This is a genomic window from Bradyrhizobium sp. AUGA SZCCT0158 (assembly GCF_018130065.1).
Taxonomy (GTDB): Bacteria; Pseudomonadota; Alphaproteobacteria; order Rhizobiales; family Xanthobacteraceae; genus Bradyrhizobium.
The window spans coordinates 34,737-49,237 of record NZ_JAFCME010000013.1 but is presented as its reverse complement, the minus strand read 5'-3'; the positions used below and the strand labels follow the sequence as shown (position 1 = coordinate 49,237).

Below are 14,501 nucleotides of genomic sequence, written 5' to 3'. Positions count from 1 at the left end.
CCGCCAATTCAGGGAGGAATCATGTCAACGAAATTCAATCGCCGCCACTTCATCGCTGCCGGTACCGCCGCCGCCGCGGCGCCGTTCCTGTTGCGCGGGGCGTCGGCGCAGGGCGCGTGGCCGTCGCGGCAAATCCGGATGGTCTGCAGCTACCCGGCGGGCGGGCAGACCGACCTGTTGGCGCGCGGCTTCGGCGATTACATCTCGAGGCAAGTGGGCAAGACCGTCGTCATCGAAAACAAGGCAGGCGCCTCCGGTTCGATCGGCGCCCAGGAAGTCGCGCGCGCGGAGCCGGATGGCCACACCATCCTGTGCTCGATCTCGACGACCTTCGTGATGAACCGGGTCATGATGAAGAACCCCGGCTATGACATGGACAAGGACCTGGCGCTCGTCAGCATCATCCCGGGCGCCGGGCTGCTGCTGGTCGCGAGCACGAAATCCGGCATCAAGACATTCGACGACTTCGTCGCTTTCGCGCGCAAGAGCGGCAAGATGAACTTCGGCACCTACAGCGCCGGCTCATCCCCGCACATCACCATCAATGAACTCAACAAGCAGTATGGTCTCAACATCGAGCCGATCCACTACCGGGGTGAAGCGCCGATGTGGACGGGCATCGCGGACGGCACCCTCGACGTCGCGATGGGCAGCTACACGGCCGCGCAATCCGTGCTGCAAAGCAACGCCGGCGTCGTGTTCGCGGTGCATTCTAAGAAGGTCGATGCGATCCCGCACGTCAAGACGCTGCCTGAACTCGGCGCGACCTCGAAATTCTTCACCGTGAGCGGCTTCTCGGGCTGGGCGGTGCCGAAGGCGACGCCGCAGCCGATCGTCGATCGGTTGTCCGAACTCTGCGTGGCGGCCAATAATGATCCGAAGGTGAAGGAAATTCTGTCTACCTTCGTGCTCGAACCGGCGATCGGCTTCAAGGAAAGCAACGCCTTGTATCAGCGCGAATTGCCGGTCTGGATCGAGGCCGGACAGGCGCTCGGTTTGCCGCCGGCCTGAATTGGCCGCAGCCATCTTGCCGGAACCGTGAAATCCGGCACAGATGGTCGGCCTCGTTTGGCGTACCCTAGCGGCCTGAGGTGAGGATGATCCTCTCCAAAGGACGCATGGGGCGGCGCCGGCGATTCCGCCTGGCAGCAACGCTCCAAGTTCGACGCTTCCTAGCTGTGAAACTTCAGCCCGTCGACGATCTTGTCGATCACCTTGCGCTCGGCGCGCATGGCGAGCCCCACGAGATTGAGTTCGGCGCGGATCACCGCTTTCACCACTTCGCGGTTGGCGGCGTCATGCGTGGTCTTGAACATGTCCTCGGTATAGACCGCAGGCGTCACGTCCCGTGCCAGCGCGCGTTCGAGCGCGCGCGACAGCGCGGCGCGATCGGCGCCATAGATCAGGATCGGCTGGCCGATCAGCGACAGATATTTGGTGCCAGAGCCGTCGCCATAGGGCTCACCGATGCATTCGGGAAACGAAGCGGCAATGCCGCCAGCCAGGAACGAGGCCACGTTGAGCTTCTGCCACGGTTCAAGATCGGTCCGGATCACGACCGCGATTTTAGTGTCGAATTGCATGACTACTCCGAGGTCATTCCGAGGCGTGCCGAAGACACGAACCCGGAATCTCGAGATTAATAATAACGGGATAGCAATATCGAGATTCTCCGATGTGCAATAGCACATCGTAGTTCGATGCTAACGCATCGCCCCGGAATGACGATGGTGAAAAACTACCCCTTGGCGTCGCAGGCCCAGGCGCGGATCACGCATTCCTTGCCGCCGAATTCGTAGCACTTCTTGGTCGCGGCGTTGAGCGAGCTCGAAATCTTCGGTTTCACGGCATAGCCATGGGCGCCGCAGGGCTTGGCCATGTCGATGGCGAACGCGGCGCAGGCGCGCTTCATGGTCACGGCGGTGCAGTCGCCCTTGCATTGCTTCAGCGCGGCGGCACGCGCGGTCTCTTCGGCGGGATAGTCATAGGCCTGGCCATAGGCGCCGCATTTGCCGACCGCCAACGCGCCGGCCGCCCAGCTTTCAGTGACGAAACGCGACGCGCCGATCACCAAAGTGAGCGCGAGAATAAACAGCGCGCGGCGCTGCGCGGCAGCGGTCGAAACGATCAAGATCCCCATCCCCAAGACAGCGGGCGGAATCTAGCCGGGAGGGAGTTGAGACTTGGTGAACGGAAGGTTGAATTCGGGGGGTGGGATAACAACCGATCTATCGGTTTGTCGTCCCGGCCTTGAGCCGGGACCCATACGCCGCGGCGGTTGTGATTGTAGGAGGTGTCGGCCACCTTGCTTCAGCCGATAGCACAACGCGGTATGGGTCCCGGCTCAAAGCCGGGACGACGTGGATAGGGTTCGGCTAGGACCTGCGCGCCGCTTCCAGCGCCTGAGGGGTGTCGATATCGAGAAACGCGCTTTCGCCCTCGACCGGGACTTCGGCCACAGCCTCGGCGTGCTTGGCGATGAGGTGGCGGGCGCCGACGTCGCCATCCAGCGTCATCAATTCGCGGAAGAAACGCCGCGACCACAGCACCGGATTGCCGCGCCGGCCGTCGCTGACCGGGACTGCGATCAGATGCCCCCGATCCGGCTCGAACGCCTCGATCAGCCGGTCGATCAGTTTGGCATCGATCAGCGGCATGTCGCCGAGGCACACCAGCGCGCCGTCGGCATTCGCGGGCACCGCCGCGATACCCGCTTTGACCGAGCTTGCAAGACCGCCGGCGAAATCCGGATTGCGCACGAATTTCACTCTCAAACCGGCCAGTGCCTGCTCGACCAGATCGGCCTGATGGCCGGTGACGACGATCACCTCCATCGCCTTCGAGGCCAGCGCGTGCTCGGTCACGGTCCGCACCAGCTTGTTGCCGTCGAGTTCGGCGAGTAGCTTGTTGGGTCCGCCCATCCGCGTCGAACGTCCCGCCGCCAGCACGATGGCCGCGACGTTGCGGCTGGCTTCGGTGTCGGCAACGGTGCGCGGCTGCGGTCTTGTGACGATTTCCATCAACAGGCCACCGACGCCCATGCCGGTGAGTTCGGCGCGCGTCACCTTCAGGCCTGCGAGCAGGCGCATGAGCACCCAGTCGAATCCGTTCTCGACCGGCGAGCGCGCGCAGCCCGGCGCGCCCAATACCGGCACGCCGCCGGCGCTGCCGATCAGCAGCAGATTGCCGGGATCGACCGGCATGCCGAAATGCTCGATCGCGCCGCCGATTTCAGTGATCGCGGCCGGGATCACGTCGCGGCGGTCCGCGATCGCGGATGCGCCGAAAACGATCACGAGTTCGGCGCCGAGACCGAGCAACTCCTTGATCGAGGCGGCGAGCACGGTCTCGTCATGCGGTACGCGCCGCTCGGCGATGATGCTGGCGCCCGCCGGCGCCAGGCGCTCGGCGGTGACGCGCAGCGTTTTCTCGATCACCTTCGGCGCCAGCCCCGGCAGCAGGGTCGAGACCACGCCGACGCGCTTGATGCTATAGGGCGCAATCCGCAGCGCGCCCTTGCCTGCGACGGCAACGGCGGCGTCGCGCAGTTTCGCTTCGACGCCGAATGGAATGAGCTTGACGGTCGCGATCATCTCGCCTTCGACCACCGGCTTGAAGGCGGCAAGGGTTGCAAAGGTAATGGCTTCATCGACGCCGTTGATGCGGTCGACCGCGGCGCGGTCGACCACCAGCACGCCGGCCTGGGCGGCGAACAGATTGGAACGGCCGGTAAAGGCACGCTCGACATTGACGCCCTCGCCCGCCACCGCCTGCGCGATGCTGGCGGCCGCGACGTCTTCGGAGACGTCACCGTCTTCCAACCGCACTACGACGATTTCCTTGACGCCGGCCCTGGCCAGCGCATCGACTTCGCCGGGACCAATGGTCGTGCCTTTCTTGAGCACCAAGGCGCCCTGGCGCAGCGTATGCACGGTGACGCCGCCAATCGCGTCGGCCGGACTGGCGGGGCCGAACTTCATGCCGCCTGCTCTTTTGCAGCTTCCTTCGGCAGCCGCAGCTCGGCGGTGATCTCGGCCATGATCGACACCGCGATCTCGGACGGCGACACTGCGCCGATGTTGAGCCCGATCGGCGCATGGATGCGCGCGATGTCGGTATCGGAGGCGCCCTGCGCCTTCAGCCGCTCGGCACGCTTGGCATGGGTCTTTCGCGAGCCGAGCGCGCCGATATAGAAGCAGTCGCGCGCAAAGGCGTGCAGCAGCGCCGGGTCGTCGATCTTGGGATCGTGCGTGACCGCGACGAACGCGGTGTAGTGATCGACATTGAGCGGCGGCAGCGCCACGTCCGGCCATTCGGCGATCAGCGGCACATCCGGAAAACGCTCGGGGCTGGCGAACGCCGTGCGCGGATCCACCACTGTGACGTCGTAATCCAGCGAGCGCGCCAGCGGCGCCAGCGCCTGGCTGATATGAACAGCGCCGACGATCACGAGCCGCGCGGTCGGCGCGTAGACGTTGAGGAACAGTTTCTTGCCGGCGGCCTCGATCATGCCGCTCTTGCCCATGCGCAATTGCTTTGAAAGCTCGCCGCGCAGGGGATCGGATGCGATGTCTTTTGCCTTGACGAGGCGCTGGTCGCCATTGGCGGTATCGGTGATCACGATCACCGGCCGCCGCGCGGCGCGCTCGATGTTCACTTCGGAAAGAGTTTGGAGCTTCACGACTGCGCTACCTTCTCGACGAAGACACGGATGGTGCCGCCGCAGCTTAGCCCGACATTCCAGGCGGTCTCGTCGGCCACGCCGAATTCCAGCATTTTAGGCTGGCCGCTCGCGATCACGTCGAGCGCCTCGGTGACGACAGCGCCTTCGACGCAGCCGCCTGACACCGAGCCCAGGAACGTGCCGTCGTCATTGATGACCAGGCTGGAGCCGGCCGGGCGCGGCGCCGAGCCCCAGGTTTCGACCACGGTCGCCAGCGCAACCCCATGACCGGCCTTTTGCCAGGCCTCGGCGGCCTGCAGGATGTCTTCGTCGCGATTGAGCATAGCGGGCCTCGTTTCAAGCTGCCGATCGGATCACGCTGCGATGATGGGGCGGAGGCGGCGCCGAAAGCGCCTCGATCAGCCCTTCCATTGAACTCAAATTATGCACCGGGCGGAATTCGTCAACGTGCGGCAGCATCATTTTGATGCCCTGCGCCTTGGCCTCGAACCCGCCATAGCGCAATAGCGGATTGAGCCAGATCAGGCGGCGGCAAGATCTATGCAGCCGGTCCATCTCGAACGCCAGCTTGTCGTCGGCCTCGCGCTCCAGCCCGTCCGAGATCAAGAGCACGATGGCGCCCTGCCCGAGCACGCGGCGACCCCACAATTTGTTGAACGAGTGCAGCGAGGTGGCAATGCGGGTGCCGCCGGCCCAGTCCTCGACCGAGGACGAGCAGCGCGCCAGCGCCTCGTCGGGATCGCGTGCCCGTAAGCTGCGCGTCACATTGGTCAGGCGGGTGCCGAACAGGAACACCGAGACGCGCTTGCGCGCATCCGTGATGGCATGGAGGAAATGCAGGAACAGGCGGGTGTATTCGCTCATCGACCCGGAGATATCGAGCAGCGCCACGATCGGCGCGGGCTTGTCGATCCGCCCGAGCTTTCGGATGTCGATGATCTCGCCGCCGGTGCGCAAGGAGCCGCGCAGCGTCCGGCGCATGTCGAGCTTGAGCCCGCGCGCGTCCGGCTGATAGCGGCGGGTGCGCAGCTCGGCTTGCGGCAATCGCATGTCCGCAATCGCGCGCGTCACTTCGGCGATCTCGGCCGCGCTCATCTGCGCAAAATCTTTCTTCTGCAGGATCTCCTTGTCGGAGACGGAGAGCCGCAGCTCCTGCTCCTGGGCCTGCGGGGCCTCCTCGCGCATCGAGGGTTGCGCCAAAGCCTCCTGCACACGCCGCGAGGCCGGCGGCGGCTTTTTCTTGGCATGGTCCGGCAGCGGCACCGAATCCAGCATCGACTTCCACTCTTCGGCGGCGCGGAAGAACAGGTCGAAGGCCTGCTTGAAAATCAGCGCATGTTCGTGACGCTTGACGAAGATCGCTTCCAGCGTGGCGTAGACATCGGCGCGATTGCCGATCTCGATCACCTGCAGCGCGTTGAGCGCATCGATGACCGCACCCGGCCCGACCGGAACCCCGGCCGCGCGCAGCGCGCGGGCAAAGCCGACGACGTTGTCGGCCATTTGGCCGGTGGGCGGGTTGAGGTGATCGATGGTTGTCATGGAACCAATCTCTATCGTCATTCCGGGGCGTGCCCCTTGGCGCGAGCCCGGAATCCATTGAGCAGCGTGCGTGCTGGCGAATGGATTGCGGGTTCACGCTTTGCGTGCCCCGGAATGACGGCTAGTCGCTCGTCGCTTCCTTCAAAACCTTTTGCAGCGTGTCGCCCTGCATCCGCGCGATGTCGTCCTGGTATTTCAGGAGCGCGCCCAGCGTGTCGCCGACGACTTGCGGCGTCAGCGAGCGGGCGTCGAGTTCGGTCAGCGCGGTGGCCCAGTCGATGGTCTCGGCGACGCCGGGCGACTTGTAGAAATCCTGATCGCGCAGCGCCTGCACGAAGCGCACCACCTGCTGCGAGAGCTTTGCGGAGATATCCGGCACGCGCGATTTGACGATCGCCAGCTCGCGCTCGGCATTGGGATAATCCACCCAATGATAGAGGCAGCGGCGCTTCAGCGCGTCGTGGATTTCGCGGGTGCGGTTCGAGGTGATGATCACGATCGGCGCTTGCGGCGCCTTCACGGTGCCGAATTCGGGAATCGTCACCTGGAAGTCCGAGAGGATTTCCAGAAGGTACGCCTCGAACGCCTCGTCGGCGCGGTCGAGTTCGTCGATCAACAACACCGGCGCGCCGGCCACATCGGGCTCCAGCGCCTGCAGCAGCGGCCGCTTGATCAGGAAGCGCTCGGCGAAAATATCGCTGGAAAGCTGGTCGCGGTCAGTGTCGCCGCCGGCTTCCGCGAGCCGGATCGCGATCATCTGCGCTGCGCTGTTCCACTCGTAGACCGCGGAGGCAACGTCGAGGCCTTCGTAGCACTGCAGACGGATCAGCTTGCGGCCAAGGGCGGCCGACAGCACCTTTGCGATTTCGGTCTTGCCGACGCCGGCCTCGCCTTCGAGGAACAGCGGTCGGCCCATCCGCAGCGACAGATAGGTCACCGTCGCCAGCGACCGCTCGGCGAGATAGCCGCGCGAGGTCAGCAACTCCTGCATCGCATCGACGGATTTCGGTAGCGCCGATGCACTCATGACAAAGCCAATCTTGCTGAGCCGGGAAACGGCAAACTTACTTCGCCGTCGCGGCTTCGACGGCGCGGCGCGTCAGTACGCCGATCAGATGCGCGCGATACTCGGCGCTGCCGTGCAGGTCGCTGTTCAGCCCTTCGGCCGGAACGGAAACGCCATCGAGCACCTTGTGCGAGAAGCGCTTCTTCAACGCCTCTTCGAACGATTCGGCGCGGAATACGCCGTCCGAACCGGCACCGGTGACGGCGACGCGGACATCCGACGGACGCTTGGCGACGAACACACCGACCAACGCGTAGCGCGAGGCCTGGTTGCGGAATTTGATATAGGCCGCCTTCTTCGGCACCGGGAACATCACCTTGGTGATGATCTCGTCGCTCTCGAGCGCCGTCGTGAACAGGCCCTGGAAGAATTCTTCGGCCTTCAGCCGGCGCTTGTTGGTGACGATGGTGGCGCCGAGCGCCAGAACGGCTGCGGGATAATCCGCGGTCGGATCGTTGTTGGCGAGTGAGCCGCCGATGGTGCCTTTGTGGCGCACCGCAGGATCGCCGATCATACCGGCGAGTTCGGCCAGCGCCGGAATGGCTTCGCCGACGACGGCCGATGTGGCGACCGCGGCGTGCCTGGCGGTGGCGCCGATCACCAGCGAACGGCCCTTCATCTCGATGCCGTCGAGGCCATCGATATGGGAGAGATCGACCAGATGCGGCGGGCTCGCGAGCCGCTGCTTCATGACCGGCACCAGCGTGTGGCCGCCGGCGATCACCTTGGCGTCTTCGTTCTTCACCAGGAGATTGGCGGCCTGACGCACGGTCGCGGGGCGATGATATTTGAATTCGTACATGAGGACTTCCTGATCGCGGTCGCGATGAATTCGATGATGCGAGGCGGACTTAAGCCAGGTCGGATTTAAGCAAGGTCGGATTTGGCCATCGCCTTGGCGCCGGCGGCGATCGAGGTCACGATGTTCTGATAGCCGGTGCAGCGGCACAGATTGCCTTCGAGCTCTTCGCGAATGACGTGGTCCGAAAGGTCGTTGCCTTTGCGGTGCACCAAATCGACCGCGGTCATGATCATGCCGGGGGTGCAGAAGCCGCATTGCAGCCCGTGGTGCTCGCGGAAGGCTTCCTGCATCGGATGCAACGGTGCGCCGTCGGCGGCCAGGCCCTCGATGGTCCGCACTTCATGGCCGTCGGCCATGACCGCCAGCGTGGTGCAGGATTTGACCGCCTTGCCGTCGAGATGGACGACGCAGGCGCCGCACTGCGAGGTATCGCAGCCGACATGGGTGCCCGTCAGCCGCAGGTTTTCGCGGAGAAACTGGACCAGGAGGGTACGGGGGTCGACATTGGCGTTTACGGGATTGCCGTTCACGATCAGGGAAATCTTGGCCATCAGCACTCTCTTGAGCTGCACTGCCGCATATCGGCTGCGCAGGCGTTTAAAATCGTTCCAAGGCCATAATATGGGCCATCCCGGCAATGAGCAACCTTGGCAGTCACTCACTTCCGGCATGGCCAGATGCGGCTTAGCGGGACTCTTGACGGGATATTCGGGCTGGACTTGAGGCGGGAATCTTGGACGGGGCCAGGAGGCTGCCAAGCCTCAATCCGGGATCAACCCTGCACCGCCTTGGCGAAATTGGCGAAGAATTCGTCGGCCAGTTTCTTGGCCGAACCATTGATCAGGCGCTGTCCGAGCTGGGCCAGCTTGCCGCCGATCTGGGCCTCGACATTATAGCTCAGCAAGGTGCCGCCATCCTTTTCGGCCAGCGCCACCGTGGCGCCGCCCTTGGCGAAACCGGCCACGCCACCCTCGCCCTCGCCCGAGATCTTGTAGCCGTTGGGCGGGTCGAGATCGCTCAGCGTGACCTTGCCCTTGAAGCGGGCGGAGACCGGCCCGACCTTCATTTTCGCGGTGGCGCGGAAGCCATGCTCGTCGGTCTTTTCCAGCTCCTCGCAGCCGGGGATGCAGACCTTCAGCACTTCCGGATCGTTCAATTTGGCCCACACGGCCTCGCGCGACGCCGCAAGCTGGACTTCGCCGTTCATCGTCATGGCCATGGTGGTGTCTCCCGTAACGCTTCAAAACTGTTCTCCCAAGTAATGCACGGCCGCGCAGAAGGAAAGGCCGCCCTGGGACAATGAGCGATGCATATTCGCAAAGCCCAACCGGGATCGCCGCAATGCCGCAAATTTTGGCGGCCGGTGTTGTGACCGGGATACCGCCAACCGGGTTGCATTTGCCAACCCAGGTTGGTGTGACCAACCGGGTTGGCAACGCCAACTTGGGATGGTTAGGTCCGCACAGATGAGCACATCCCTGTCCCCACTGCTTGCCCCGATGCTGTCGAGCGCCGCGATGCGCGCGGTGTGCGACGATGCCGCATGCCTGCAGAACATGCTGGATTTCGAGGCCGCGCTGGCCCGCGCCGAAGCCGTGATCGGCGTTATTCCGAACCAAGCGGCGGGCCCGATCGCGAACGCGTGCCGGGCCGAATCATTCGACCTTGCCGCATTGGCCGAGGCCGCGACGCGGTCCGGCAATCTCGCGATCCCGCTGGTCAAGGCGCTGACGGCTGATGTGGCGAAGCTGGACGCCGACGCCGCGCGCTACGTGCATTGGGGTGCGACCAGTCAGGACGTGATCGATACCGGCGCCATGCTCGGCCTGCGCGCCGGCATCGATGCGCTGCTCACTGACATCGCCCGCGCCATCGCCGGCTTTGCCAAACTGGCGCGCCAGCACCGCAACACCGCGGTGGTCGGCCGCACCTGGCTGCAGCATGCACTGCCGATGCCGTTCGGCCTCAAGCTTGCCGAATATGCCGCGGCTCTGCACCGCTCGGAGAAGCGGCTGCGGCGATTGCGCAGCGAGACGCTGGCGCTGCAGTTCGGCGGCGCCGCCGGCACGCTCGCCGCGCTCGGCGACCAGGGATTGCTGGTCGCCGAAAAACTGGCGCAGGAGCTGAAACTCCCGCTGCCCGAGGCGCCCTGGCACACCCACCGCGACCGTATCGCGGAGGCCGCATCCGTGCTCGCCATTCTCGCCGGCACTTGCGGCAAAATCGCCCGCGATGTGTCCCTGATGATGCAGACCGACGTCGGCGAAGCCTTTGAGCCGTCGGGCGAAGGCCGCGGCGGCTCCTCCACCATGCCGCACAAGCGCAACCCCGTGGCGGCCGCGACCGCGCTCGCCGCCGCCACCATGGCGCCCAATCTGGCGGCGACGATTTTTGCCGCCCAGGTCCAGGACCACGAACGCAGCGCCGGCCCCTGGCACGCGGAATGGCCGACCCTGCCGACCTTGCTGCTGGTCACCTCGGGAGCTCTTGCAGCCATCGTCGACATCGCCGAGGGGCTGGAAGTCGATGCCGTCAGGATGCGCGCCAATCTCGACGCAACCGATGGGCTGATCATGGCCGAAGCGGTGACGTTCGCGCTGGCCGAGAAAATCGGCAAGAGCGACGCACATCATGTGATCGAGGCGGCCAGCAAGAAAGCGGTCGCCGAAAAGAAGCATCTGCGCGACGTAATTGGCGCGGACTCAAATGTCACCGCGCAGCTCAGCACGGACACAATCGCAAAACTGTTCGAGCCGATGGCCTATCAGGGCGACTCGCAAGCCCTGATCGACCGCCTGCTCGCTTCACTGGACATTCAATAGATGTCATTGCCGGGCTTGACCCGGCAATCCATCTTCTTGAATAGAATCTTTTTTGATGGATGCGCGGGTCGAGCCCGCGCATGACGAGGGAAAACACCATGCCGATGATCGACGCCGACGGGTGCCTGCTCAACGTTTCCGTCGAAGGCCGCGACGGCGGGCCGACGCTGATGCTGTCGAATTCGCTGGGCTCGACCATGCAGATGTGGGAGCCGCAGATGAAGGCGCTCACGGAGGTGTTTCGCGTCATCCGCTACGACCGGCGTGGCCACGGCAAATCCAGCGTGCCGCCCGGCCCCTATTCGATGGAGCGGTTCGGCCGCGACGTGCTGGCGATCCTCGACGATCTGAATATTGCCAAGACGCATTGGTGCGGGCTGTCGATGGGCGGCATGGTCGGGCAATGGCTGGGCGCCAATGCGCCGGAGAGATTCGGCAAACTCATTCTCGCCAACACCGCCTGCCACTATCCGGACCCGACCAACTGGCACAACCGCATCAAGGCGGTGAAGGAAGGCGGCATCGCCGCGGTCGCGGACACCGTGATCGGCGGCTGGCTGACGGCGGATTTTCGCGAACGCGAGCCGCAGATCACCGCCAACATGAAGGCGATGATGCTGTCGACGCCGGTCGAGGGCTACCTCGCCTGCTGCGAGGCGCTGTCGACGCTGGATAACCGCGAGATGCTGCCGAAGATCAAGAGCCCGACCCTGGTGATTGCCGGACGCCACGACATGTCGACGCCGGTTGCGGCGGGTGAATTCATCCGCAGCCAGATTCCCGGCGCCAGCATGACGATTTTGGACGCCGCGCATATTTCCAATGTCGAGCAGCCGCACGCCTTCACCGACGCGGTGGTCGGCTTCCTGACGCAACGCTAACGATCGTCATTGCGAGCGCAGCGAAGCAATCCATACTTCCTTGGTTGCACGATGGATTGCTTCGCTGCGCTCGCAATGACGGAAGGAGACAGCAATGGACGACGACAAGCGCCGCGAGAACGGCATGACCCAGCGCCGAAAAGTGCTCGGCAATGAATGGGTCGACAAATCGATCGCGGGCCGCAATGCGTTCAACAGCGATTTCCAGGACCTGATCACCCGCTATGCCTGGGGCGATATCTGGACCCGGCCGCATTTCGACCATCGCACCCGCCGCGTGCTGGTGATCGGCACGATGGTCGCGCTCGGGCAGTGGGATGAATTCCGCCTGCATGTGCGCGCGGCCCTCGCCGAAGGCGGCTTCACGCCTGACGATATCAAGGAGATCATCCTGCAGCAGGCGATCTATTGCGGCGTGCCCGCGGCCAACCACGCCGTCAAGGAAGCCGCAGGGATCGTCGCCGAACTAGGTCTGCTGAAGGGATAGCTCGCCGGATGTAACGCCGGCATCCGCCGGCTTTTGCGCCGGCGCCTCGACCAGCATCACGATCACGGTGCCGAGCATCATCAACAGTTCGGCCGCATGCATCCGAAGGGCGGCGGTCTCACCGGCCTGCGACGCCATCAGCACGCCCGCAAAGCTGATAACGCTGCCGATCGCCAGCGCCATGCCGAGCGCCTCATTGCAGCCGCCACTCTTGCGGATCGCAGCGCGGGTCACGAACACCAGGAAGACCGCAAAGAACGCCACCACCGTCATCCGCCCGAGCGCCAACAGCCAGGCGAAACGCACGGTCGCCGCGCCCGCCAGTTGCAGATGATCGCTGACGAACAGCGCCAGCGAAATGTTGGGCCGGTCGTAGAGGCCGTGGATCGGCGAAACCATGATCTTGAACGCGATCAGGGTCCAGGCCGGAATGAAATACGCCGCCAGCAGCACGCCGCTGAGTGAACTGAGCCGCCAGTGTTTGGCCATGTCGCTTCCCGTTGGTCCCGCCGCGCTTCGAGGCGGCGGGCTGACGGCGACGTAACTCCCTTAAACGGCGAGCGGCAATTTAAACCCTTTGTTTACCTTAATTGCCCCGGCAGCCGGCCGGAGTACACATGTCATTGCCGGGCTTGACCCGACAATCCATCGCCCTTGAAAAAAGATGGACCCCCGGGTCACCTAGCGCGAAGACGCGCTTCGCGCTTCTGCCCGGGGGTGACAAGTAGCACAAGGCCTCCCCGCATACGGGAAAAGCCCCGCCTTTCGGCGGGGCCTTCCTTCGTTTTCGCTTATGTTCGAACCAGCGGTCCTGAGAACTAGTCTAGCGGTCCTGATCCGGCATCTCGCCGGGTCGCTCGCCCTGACGGCGGCTCGGATCCTGCTGCTGCTGACCGGGCTTTTGACCACCGCCCTGCTGCTGCTGGCCGGGCTTCTGACCCGGGTTCTGGTTCTGCTGGCCCGGCTTTTGGGTCGGGTTGTTCATATGGGAATCTCCCTTGTTGAACGTCGTCGCAGTCAACGAGAAGTCGGGAGTTTGGTTGCGGGGGAACACCGGTTCCAGCGGGATGATTGCGCGGCAAAGCCGTGTTGGCATTGTGACCCAAGGAACTCCCTGGGAACCGGCAGTTCAAAACTAGCTCTGTACAAGCCCTTTAAGCCGCAGCCGCCACTGTTGCCGCCCCCGGTTCCAAACTGTAAGAAAACGATACGACGCGTCGATCAAGGCTGCCGGTGGCCTCGGCGCGTTGACCTCTAGATACGGCAGCGCATGGATTATTTCGCCCAGCAACTGATCAACGGCCTCGTGCTCGGCTCGATCTACGGCCTGATCGCCATCGGCTACACCATGGTCTATGGCATTGTCGGCATGATCAATTTCGCCCATGGCGATATTTTCATGATCGGCGGCTTCATTGCCCTGATCACGTTCCTGATCCTGGTTTCGTTCGGCCTGACCGCGATCCCCCTGATCCTGCTGGTCGTACTGTTGGTATCGATGGCGATCACCGCGCTGTATGGCTGGACGGTGGAGCGCATCGCCTACCGGCCGCTGCGGCATTCGTTCCGCCTCGCCCCGATGCTGTCAGCCATCGGTATGTCATTCGTGCTGACCAATTATTCCCAAGTCGCGCAGGGCGCGCGTGTCAAACCGGTGCCGCCGATCATCACCGGCGGCTACACGCTGCATGAGGGCGCCGGCGGCTTCGTGGTGCAATTGTCCAACATCCAGATCATCGTCGTGATCACGACCGTCGTCTTGCTCGCGCTGTTCACCTGGCTGGTATCGAGCACGCGGCTCGGCCGCGACATGCGCGCCTGCGAGCAGGACCAGACCATGGCCTCGCTGCTCGGCGTCGACGTCGACCGCACCATCTCCATGACCTTCGTGATCGGCGCGGCGCTCGCCGCGGTCGCCGGCATGATGTACCTGCTCTATTACGGCCTGGTCGATTTCTTCATGGGCTTCGTCGCCGGCATCAAGGCGTTCACCGCCGCCGTGCTCGGCGGCATCGGCTCGCTGCCCGGCGCGATGCTGGGCGGACTCCTGATCGGGCTGATCGAGACGCTATGGTCGGCCTACTTCTCGGTCGAATACAAGGACGTCGCGGCGTTTTCGATCCTGATCGTCGTCCTGATCTTCCTTCCGACCGGCCTGCTCGGCCGGCCTGAAGTCGAAAAAGTCTGACGGGCCGCCGCGTGAGCGCAAACCCCGCC

The 14,501-nt window shown here is 64.1% G+C and carries 17 protein-coding genes; 5 read left to right on the top strand and 12 right to left on the bottom strand.

The annotated features are described in order from the left end of the window. The first annotated feature begins 21 nt into the window (after positions 1 to 21). A complete protein-coding gene (locus JQ574_RS19620) occupies positions 22 to 1,011 on the top strand; it encodes a tripartite tricarboxylate transporter substrate binding protein (protein WP_212204636.1) in 990 nt (329 codons plus the stop codon). Between the two features lie 161 nt (positions 1,012 to 1,172). Here the strand turns inward: JQ574_RS19620 and JQ574_RS19615 are convergent, their stop codons facing one another. The 10 genes from JQ574_RS19615 to JQ574_RS19570 form a co-directional block, all read right to left on the bottom strand. Beyond that, positions 1,173 to 1,583: a DUF2000 family protein gene (locus JQ574_RS19615; protein WP_212204635.1), complete on the bottom strand. Its 411-nt coding sequence runs from the start codon at positions 1,581 to 1,583 to the stop codon at positions 1,173 to 1,175. A 155-nt stretch (positions 1,584 to 1,738) separates the two neighbouring features. Further along, complete coding sequence (locus JQ574_RS19610; protein WP_409363368.1) at positions 1,739 to 2,128, bottom strand: DUF4189 domain-containing protein; 390 nt, start codon at positions 2,126 to 2,128, stop codon at positions 1,739 to 1,741. 247 nt (positions 2,129 to 2,375) lie between these two features. Next, a complete protein-coding gene (locus JQ574_RS19605; RefSeq protein ID WP_212204631.1) occupies positions 2,376 to 3,980 on the bottom strand; it encodes an NTP transferase domain-containing protein in 1,605 nt (534 codons plus the stop codon). Then, a complete protein-coding gene (locus JQ574_RS19600; RefSeq protein WP_212204621.1) occupies positions 3,977 to 4,681 on the bottom strand; it encodes an XdhC family protein in 705 nt (234 codons plus the stop codon). The genes JQ574_RS19605 and JQ574_RS19600 overlap by 4 nt, the downstream gene beginning before the upstream one ends. Beyond that, positions 4,678 to 5,007, bottom strand: a complete 330-nt coding sequence (locus JQ574_RS19595; RefSeq protein WP_212036957.1) for an XdhC family protein — start codon at positions 5,005 to 5,007, stop codon at positions 4,678 to 4,680. Before JQ574_RS19595 ends, JQ574_RS19600 begins: the two co-directional genes overlap by 4 nt. 13 nt (positions 5,008 to 5,020) lie before the next feature. Beyond that, a complete protein-coding gene (locus tag JQ574_RS19590) occupies positions 5,021 to 6,226 on the bottom strand; it encodes a VWA domain-containing protein (RefSeq protein WP_212204619.1) in 1,206 nt (401 codons plus the stop codon). 121 nt (positions 6,227 to 6,347) lie between these two features. Further along, a complete protein-coding gene (locus JQ574_RS19585; RefSeq protein WP_192734113.1) occupies positions 6,348 to 7,253 on the bottom strand; it encodes a MoxR family ATPase in 906 nt (301 codons plus the stop codon). A 37-nt stretch (positions 7,254 to 7,290) separates the two neighbouring features. Next, entirely contained in the window at positions 7,291 to 8,094 is an 804-nt protein-coding gene (locus JQ574_RS19580; protein WP_212204617.1) for a xanthine dehydrogenase family protein subunit M, read from the bottom strand. A 65-nt stretch (positions 8,095 to 8,159) separates the two neighbouring features. Further along, complete coding sequence (locus tag JQ574_RS19575) at positions 8,160 to 8,645, bottom strand: (2Fe-2S)-binding protein (RefSeq protein WP_192734115.1); 486 nt, start codon at positions 8,643 to 8,645, stop codon at positions 8,160 to 8,162. A 221-nt stretch (positions 8,646 to 8,866) separates the two neighbouring features. Then, on the bottom strand, positions 8,867 to 9,313 hold the full coding sequence (locus tag JQ574_RS19570; protein WP_212204615.1) for a carbon monoxide dehydrogenase subunit G: 447 nt from the start codon (positions 9,311 to 9,313) through the stop codon (positions 8,867 to 8,869). 247 nt (positions 9,314 to 9,560) lie between these two features. Between JQ574_RS19570 and JQ574_RS19565 the strand changes: the two genes are divergently transcribed. The 3 genes from JQ574_RS19565 (at position 9,561) to JQ574_RS19555 (ending at position 12,284) form a co-directional block, all read left to right on the top strand. Continuing rightward, positions 9,561 to 10,916 (top strand): 3-carboxy-cis,cis-muconate cycloisomerase, encoded by a 1,356-nt coding sequence (locus JQ574_RS19565; RefSeq protein ID WP_212204614.1) that lies wholly within the window; start codon positions 9,561 to 9,563, stop codon positions 10,914 to 10,916. Positions 10,917 to 11,014: 98 nt separating this feature from the next. Beyond that, a complete protein-coding gene (gene pcaD, locus JQ574_RS19560; protein ID WP_212204613.1) occupies positions 11,015 to 11,797 on the top strand; it encodes a 3-oxoadipate enol-lactonase in 783 nt (260 codons plus the stop codon). Positions 11,798 to 11,891: 94 nt separating this feature from the next. Continuing rightward, positions 11,892 to 12,284 carry a carboxymuconolactone decarboxylase family protein gene (locus JQ574_RS19555; protein ID WP_212204611.1) on the top strand — a complete coding sequence of 131 codons (393 nt, stop codon included), beginning with the start codon at positions 11,892 to 11,894 and terminating at the stop codon, positions 12,282 to 12,284. Here JQ574_RS19555 and JQ574_RS19550 read toward each other — a convergent pair. Both JQ574_RS19550 and JQ574_RS19545 read right to left on the bottom strand, forming a co-directional pair. Next, positions 12,264 to 12,773, bottom strand: a complete 510-nt coding sequence (locus JQ574_RS19550; RefSeq protein ID WP_212204608.1) for a hypothetical protein — start codon at positions 12,771 to 12,773, stop codon at positions 12,264 to 12,266. The two genes, JQ574_RS19555 and JQ574_RS19550, sit on opposite strands and share 21 nt — an antisense overlap. A 334-nt stretch (positions 12,774 to 13,107) precedes the next feature. Continuing rightward, positions 13,108 to 13,269 carry a hypothetical protein gene (locus tag JQ574_RS19545; protein WP_212204606.1) on the bottom strand — a complete coding sequence of 54 codons (162 nt, stop codon included), beginning with the start codon at positions 13,267 to 13,269 and terminating at the stop codon, positions 13,108 to 13,110. 285 nt (positions 13,270 to 13,554) lie between these two features. Between JQ574_RS19545 and JQ574_RS19540 the strand changes: the two genes are divergently transcribed. Then, positions 13,555 to 14,472, top strand: a complete 918-nt coding sequence (locus JQ574_RS19540) for an ABC transporter permease subunit (protein WP_057853065.1) — start codon at positions 13,555 to 13,557, stop codon at positions 14,470 to 14,472. Positions 14,473 to 14,501 lie beyond the last annotated feature (29 nt).

What these genes read in the sequence shown, in the direction of transcription:
- JQ574_RS19615 (WP_212204635.1), bottom strand. Translation starts at nt 1,583, where the DNA reads ATGCAATTCGACACTAAAATCGCGGTCGTGATCCGGACCGATCTTGAA.
- JQ574_RS19540 (WP_057853065.1), top strand. Translation starts at nt 13,555, where the DNA reads ATGGATTATTTCGCCCAGCAACTGATCAACGGCCTCGTGCTCGGCTCG.
- JQ574_RS19570 (WP_212204615.1), bottom strand. Translation starts at nt 9,313, where the DNA reads ATGGCCATGACGATGAACGGCGAAGTCCAGCTTGCGGCGTCGCGCGAG.
- JQ574_RS19595 (WP_212036957.1), bottom strand. Translation starts at nt 5,007, where the DNA reads ATGCTCAATCGCGACGAAGACATCCTGCAGGCCGCCGAGGCCTGGCAA.
- JQ574_RS19620 (WP_212204636.1), top strand. Translation starts at nt 22, where the DNA reads ATGTCAACGAAATTCAATCGCCGCCACTTCATCGCTGCCGGTACCGCC.
- JQ574_RS19575 (WP_192734115.1), bottom strand. Translation starts at nt 8,645, where the DNA reads ATGGCCAAGATTTCCCTGATCGTGAACGGCAATCCCGTAAACGCCAAT.
- JQ574_RS19565 (WP_212204614.1), top strand. Translation starts at nt 9,561, where the DNA reads ATGAGCACATCCCTGTCCCCACTGCTTGCCCCGATGCTGTCGAGCGCC.
- JQ574_RS19590 (WP_212204619.1), bottom strand. Translation starts at nt 6,226, where the DNA reads ATGACAACCATCGATCACCTCAACCCGCCCACCGGCCAAATGGCCGAC.
- JQ574_RS19550 (WP_212204608.1), bottom strand. Translation starts at nt 12,773, where the DNA reads ATGGCCAAACACTGGCGGCTCAGTTCACTCAGCGGCGTGCTGCTGGCG.
- JQ574_RS19555 (WP_212204611.1), top strand. Translation starts at nt 11,892, where the DNA reads ATGGACGACGACAAGCGCCGCGAGAACGGCATGACCCAGCGCCGAAAA.
- JQ574_RS19545 (WP_212204606.1), bottom strand. Translation starts at nt 13,269, where the DNA reads ATGAACAACCCGACCCAAAAGCCGGGCCAGCAGAACCAGAACCCGGGT.
- JQ574_RS19580 (WP_212204617.1), bottom strand. Translation starts at nt 8,094, where the DNA reads ATGTACGAATTCAAATATCATCGCCCCGCGACCGTGCGTCAGGCCGCC.
- JQ574_RS19605 (WP_212204631.1), bottom strand. Translation starts at nt 3,980, where the DNA reads ATGAAGTTCGGCCCCGCCAGTCCGGCCGACGCGATTGGCGGCGTCACC.
- pcaD (WP_212204613.1), top strand. Translation starts at nt 11,015, where the DNA reads ATGCCGATGATCGACGCCGACGGGTGCCTGCTCAACGTTTCCGTCGAA.
- JQ574_RS19585 (WP_192734113.1), bottom strand. Translation starts at nt 7,253, where the DNA reads ATGAGTGCATCGGCGCTACCGAAATCCGTCGATGCGATGCAGGAGTTG.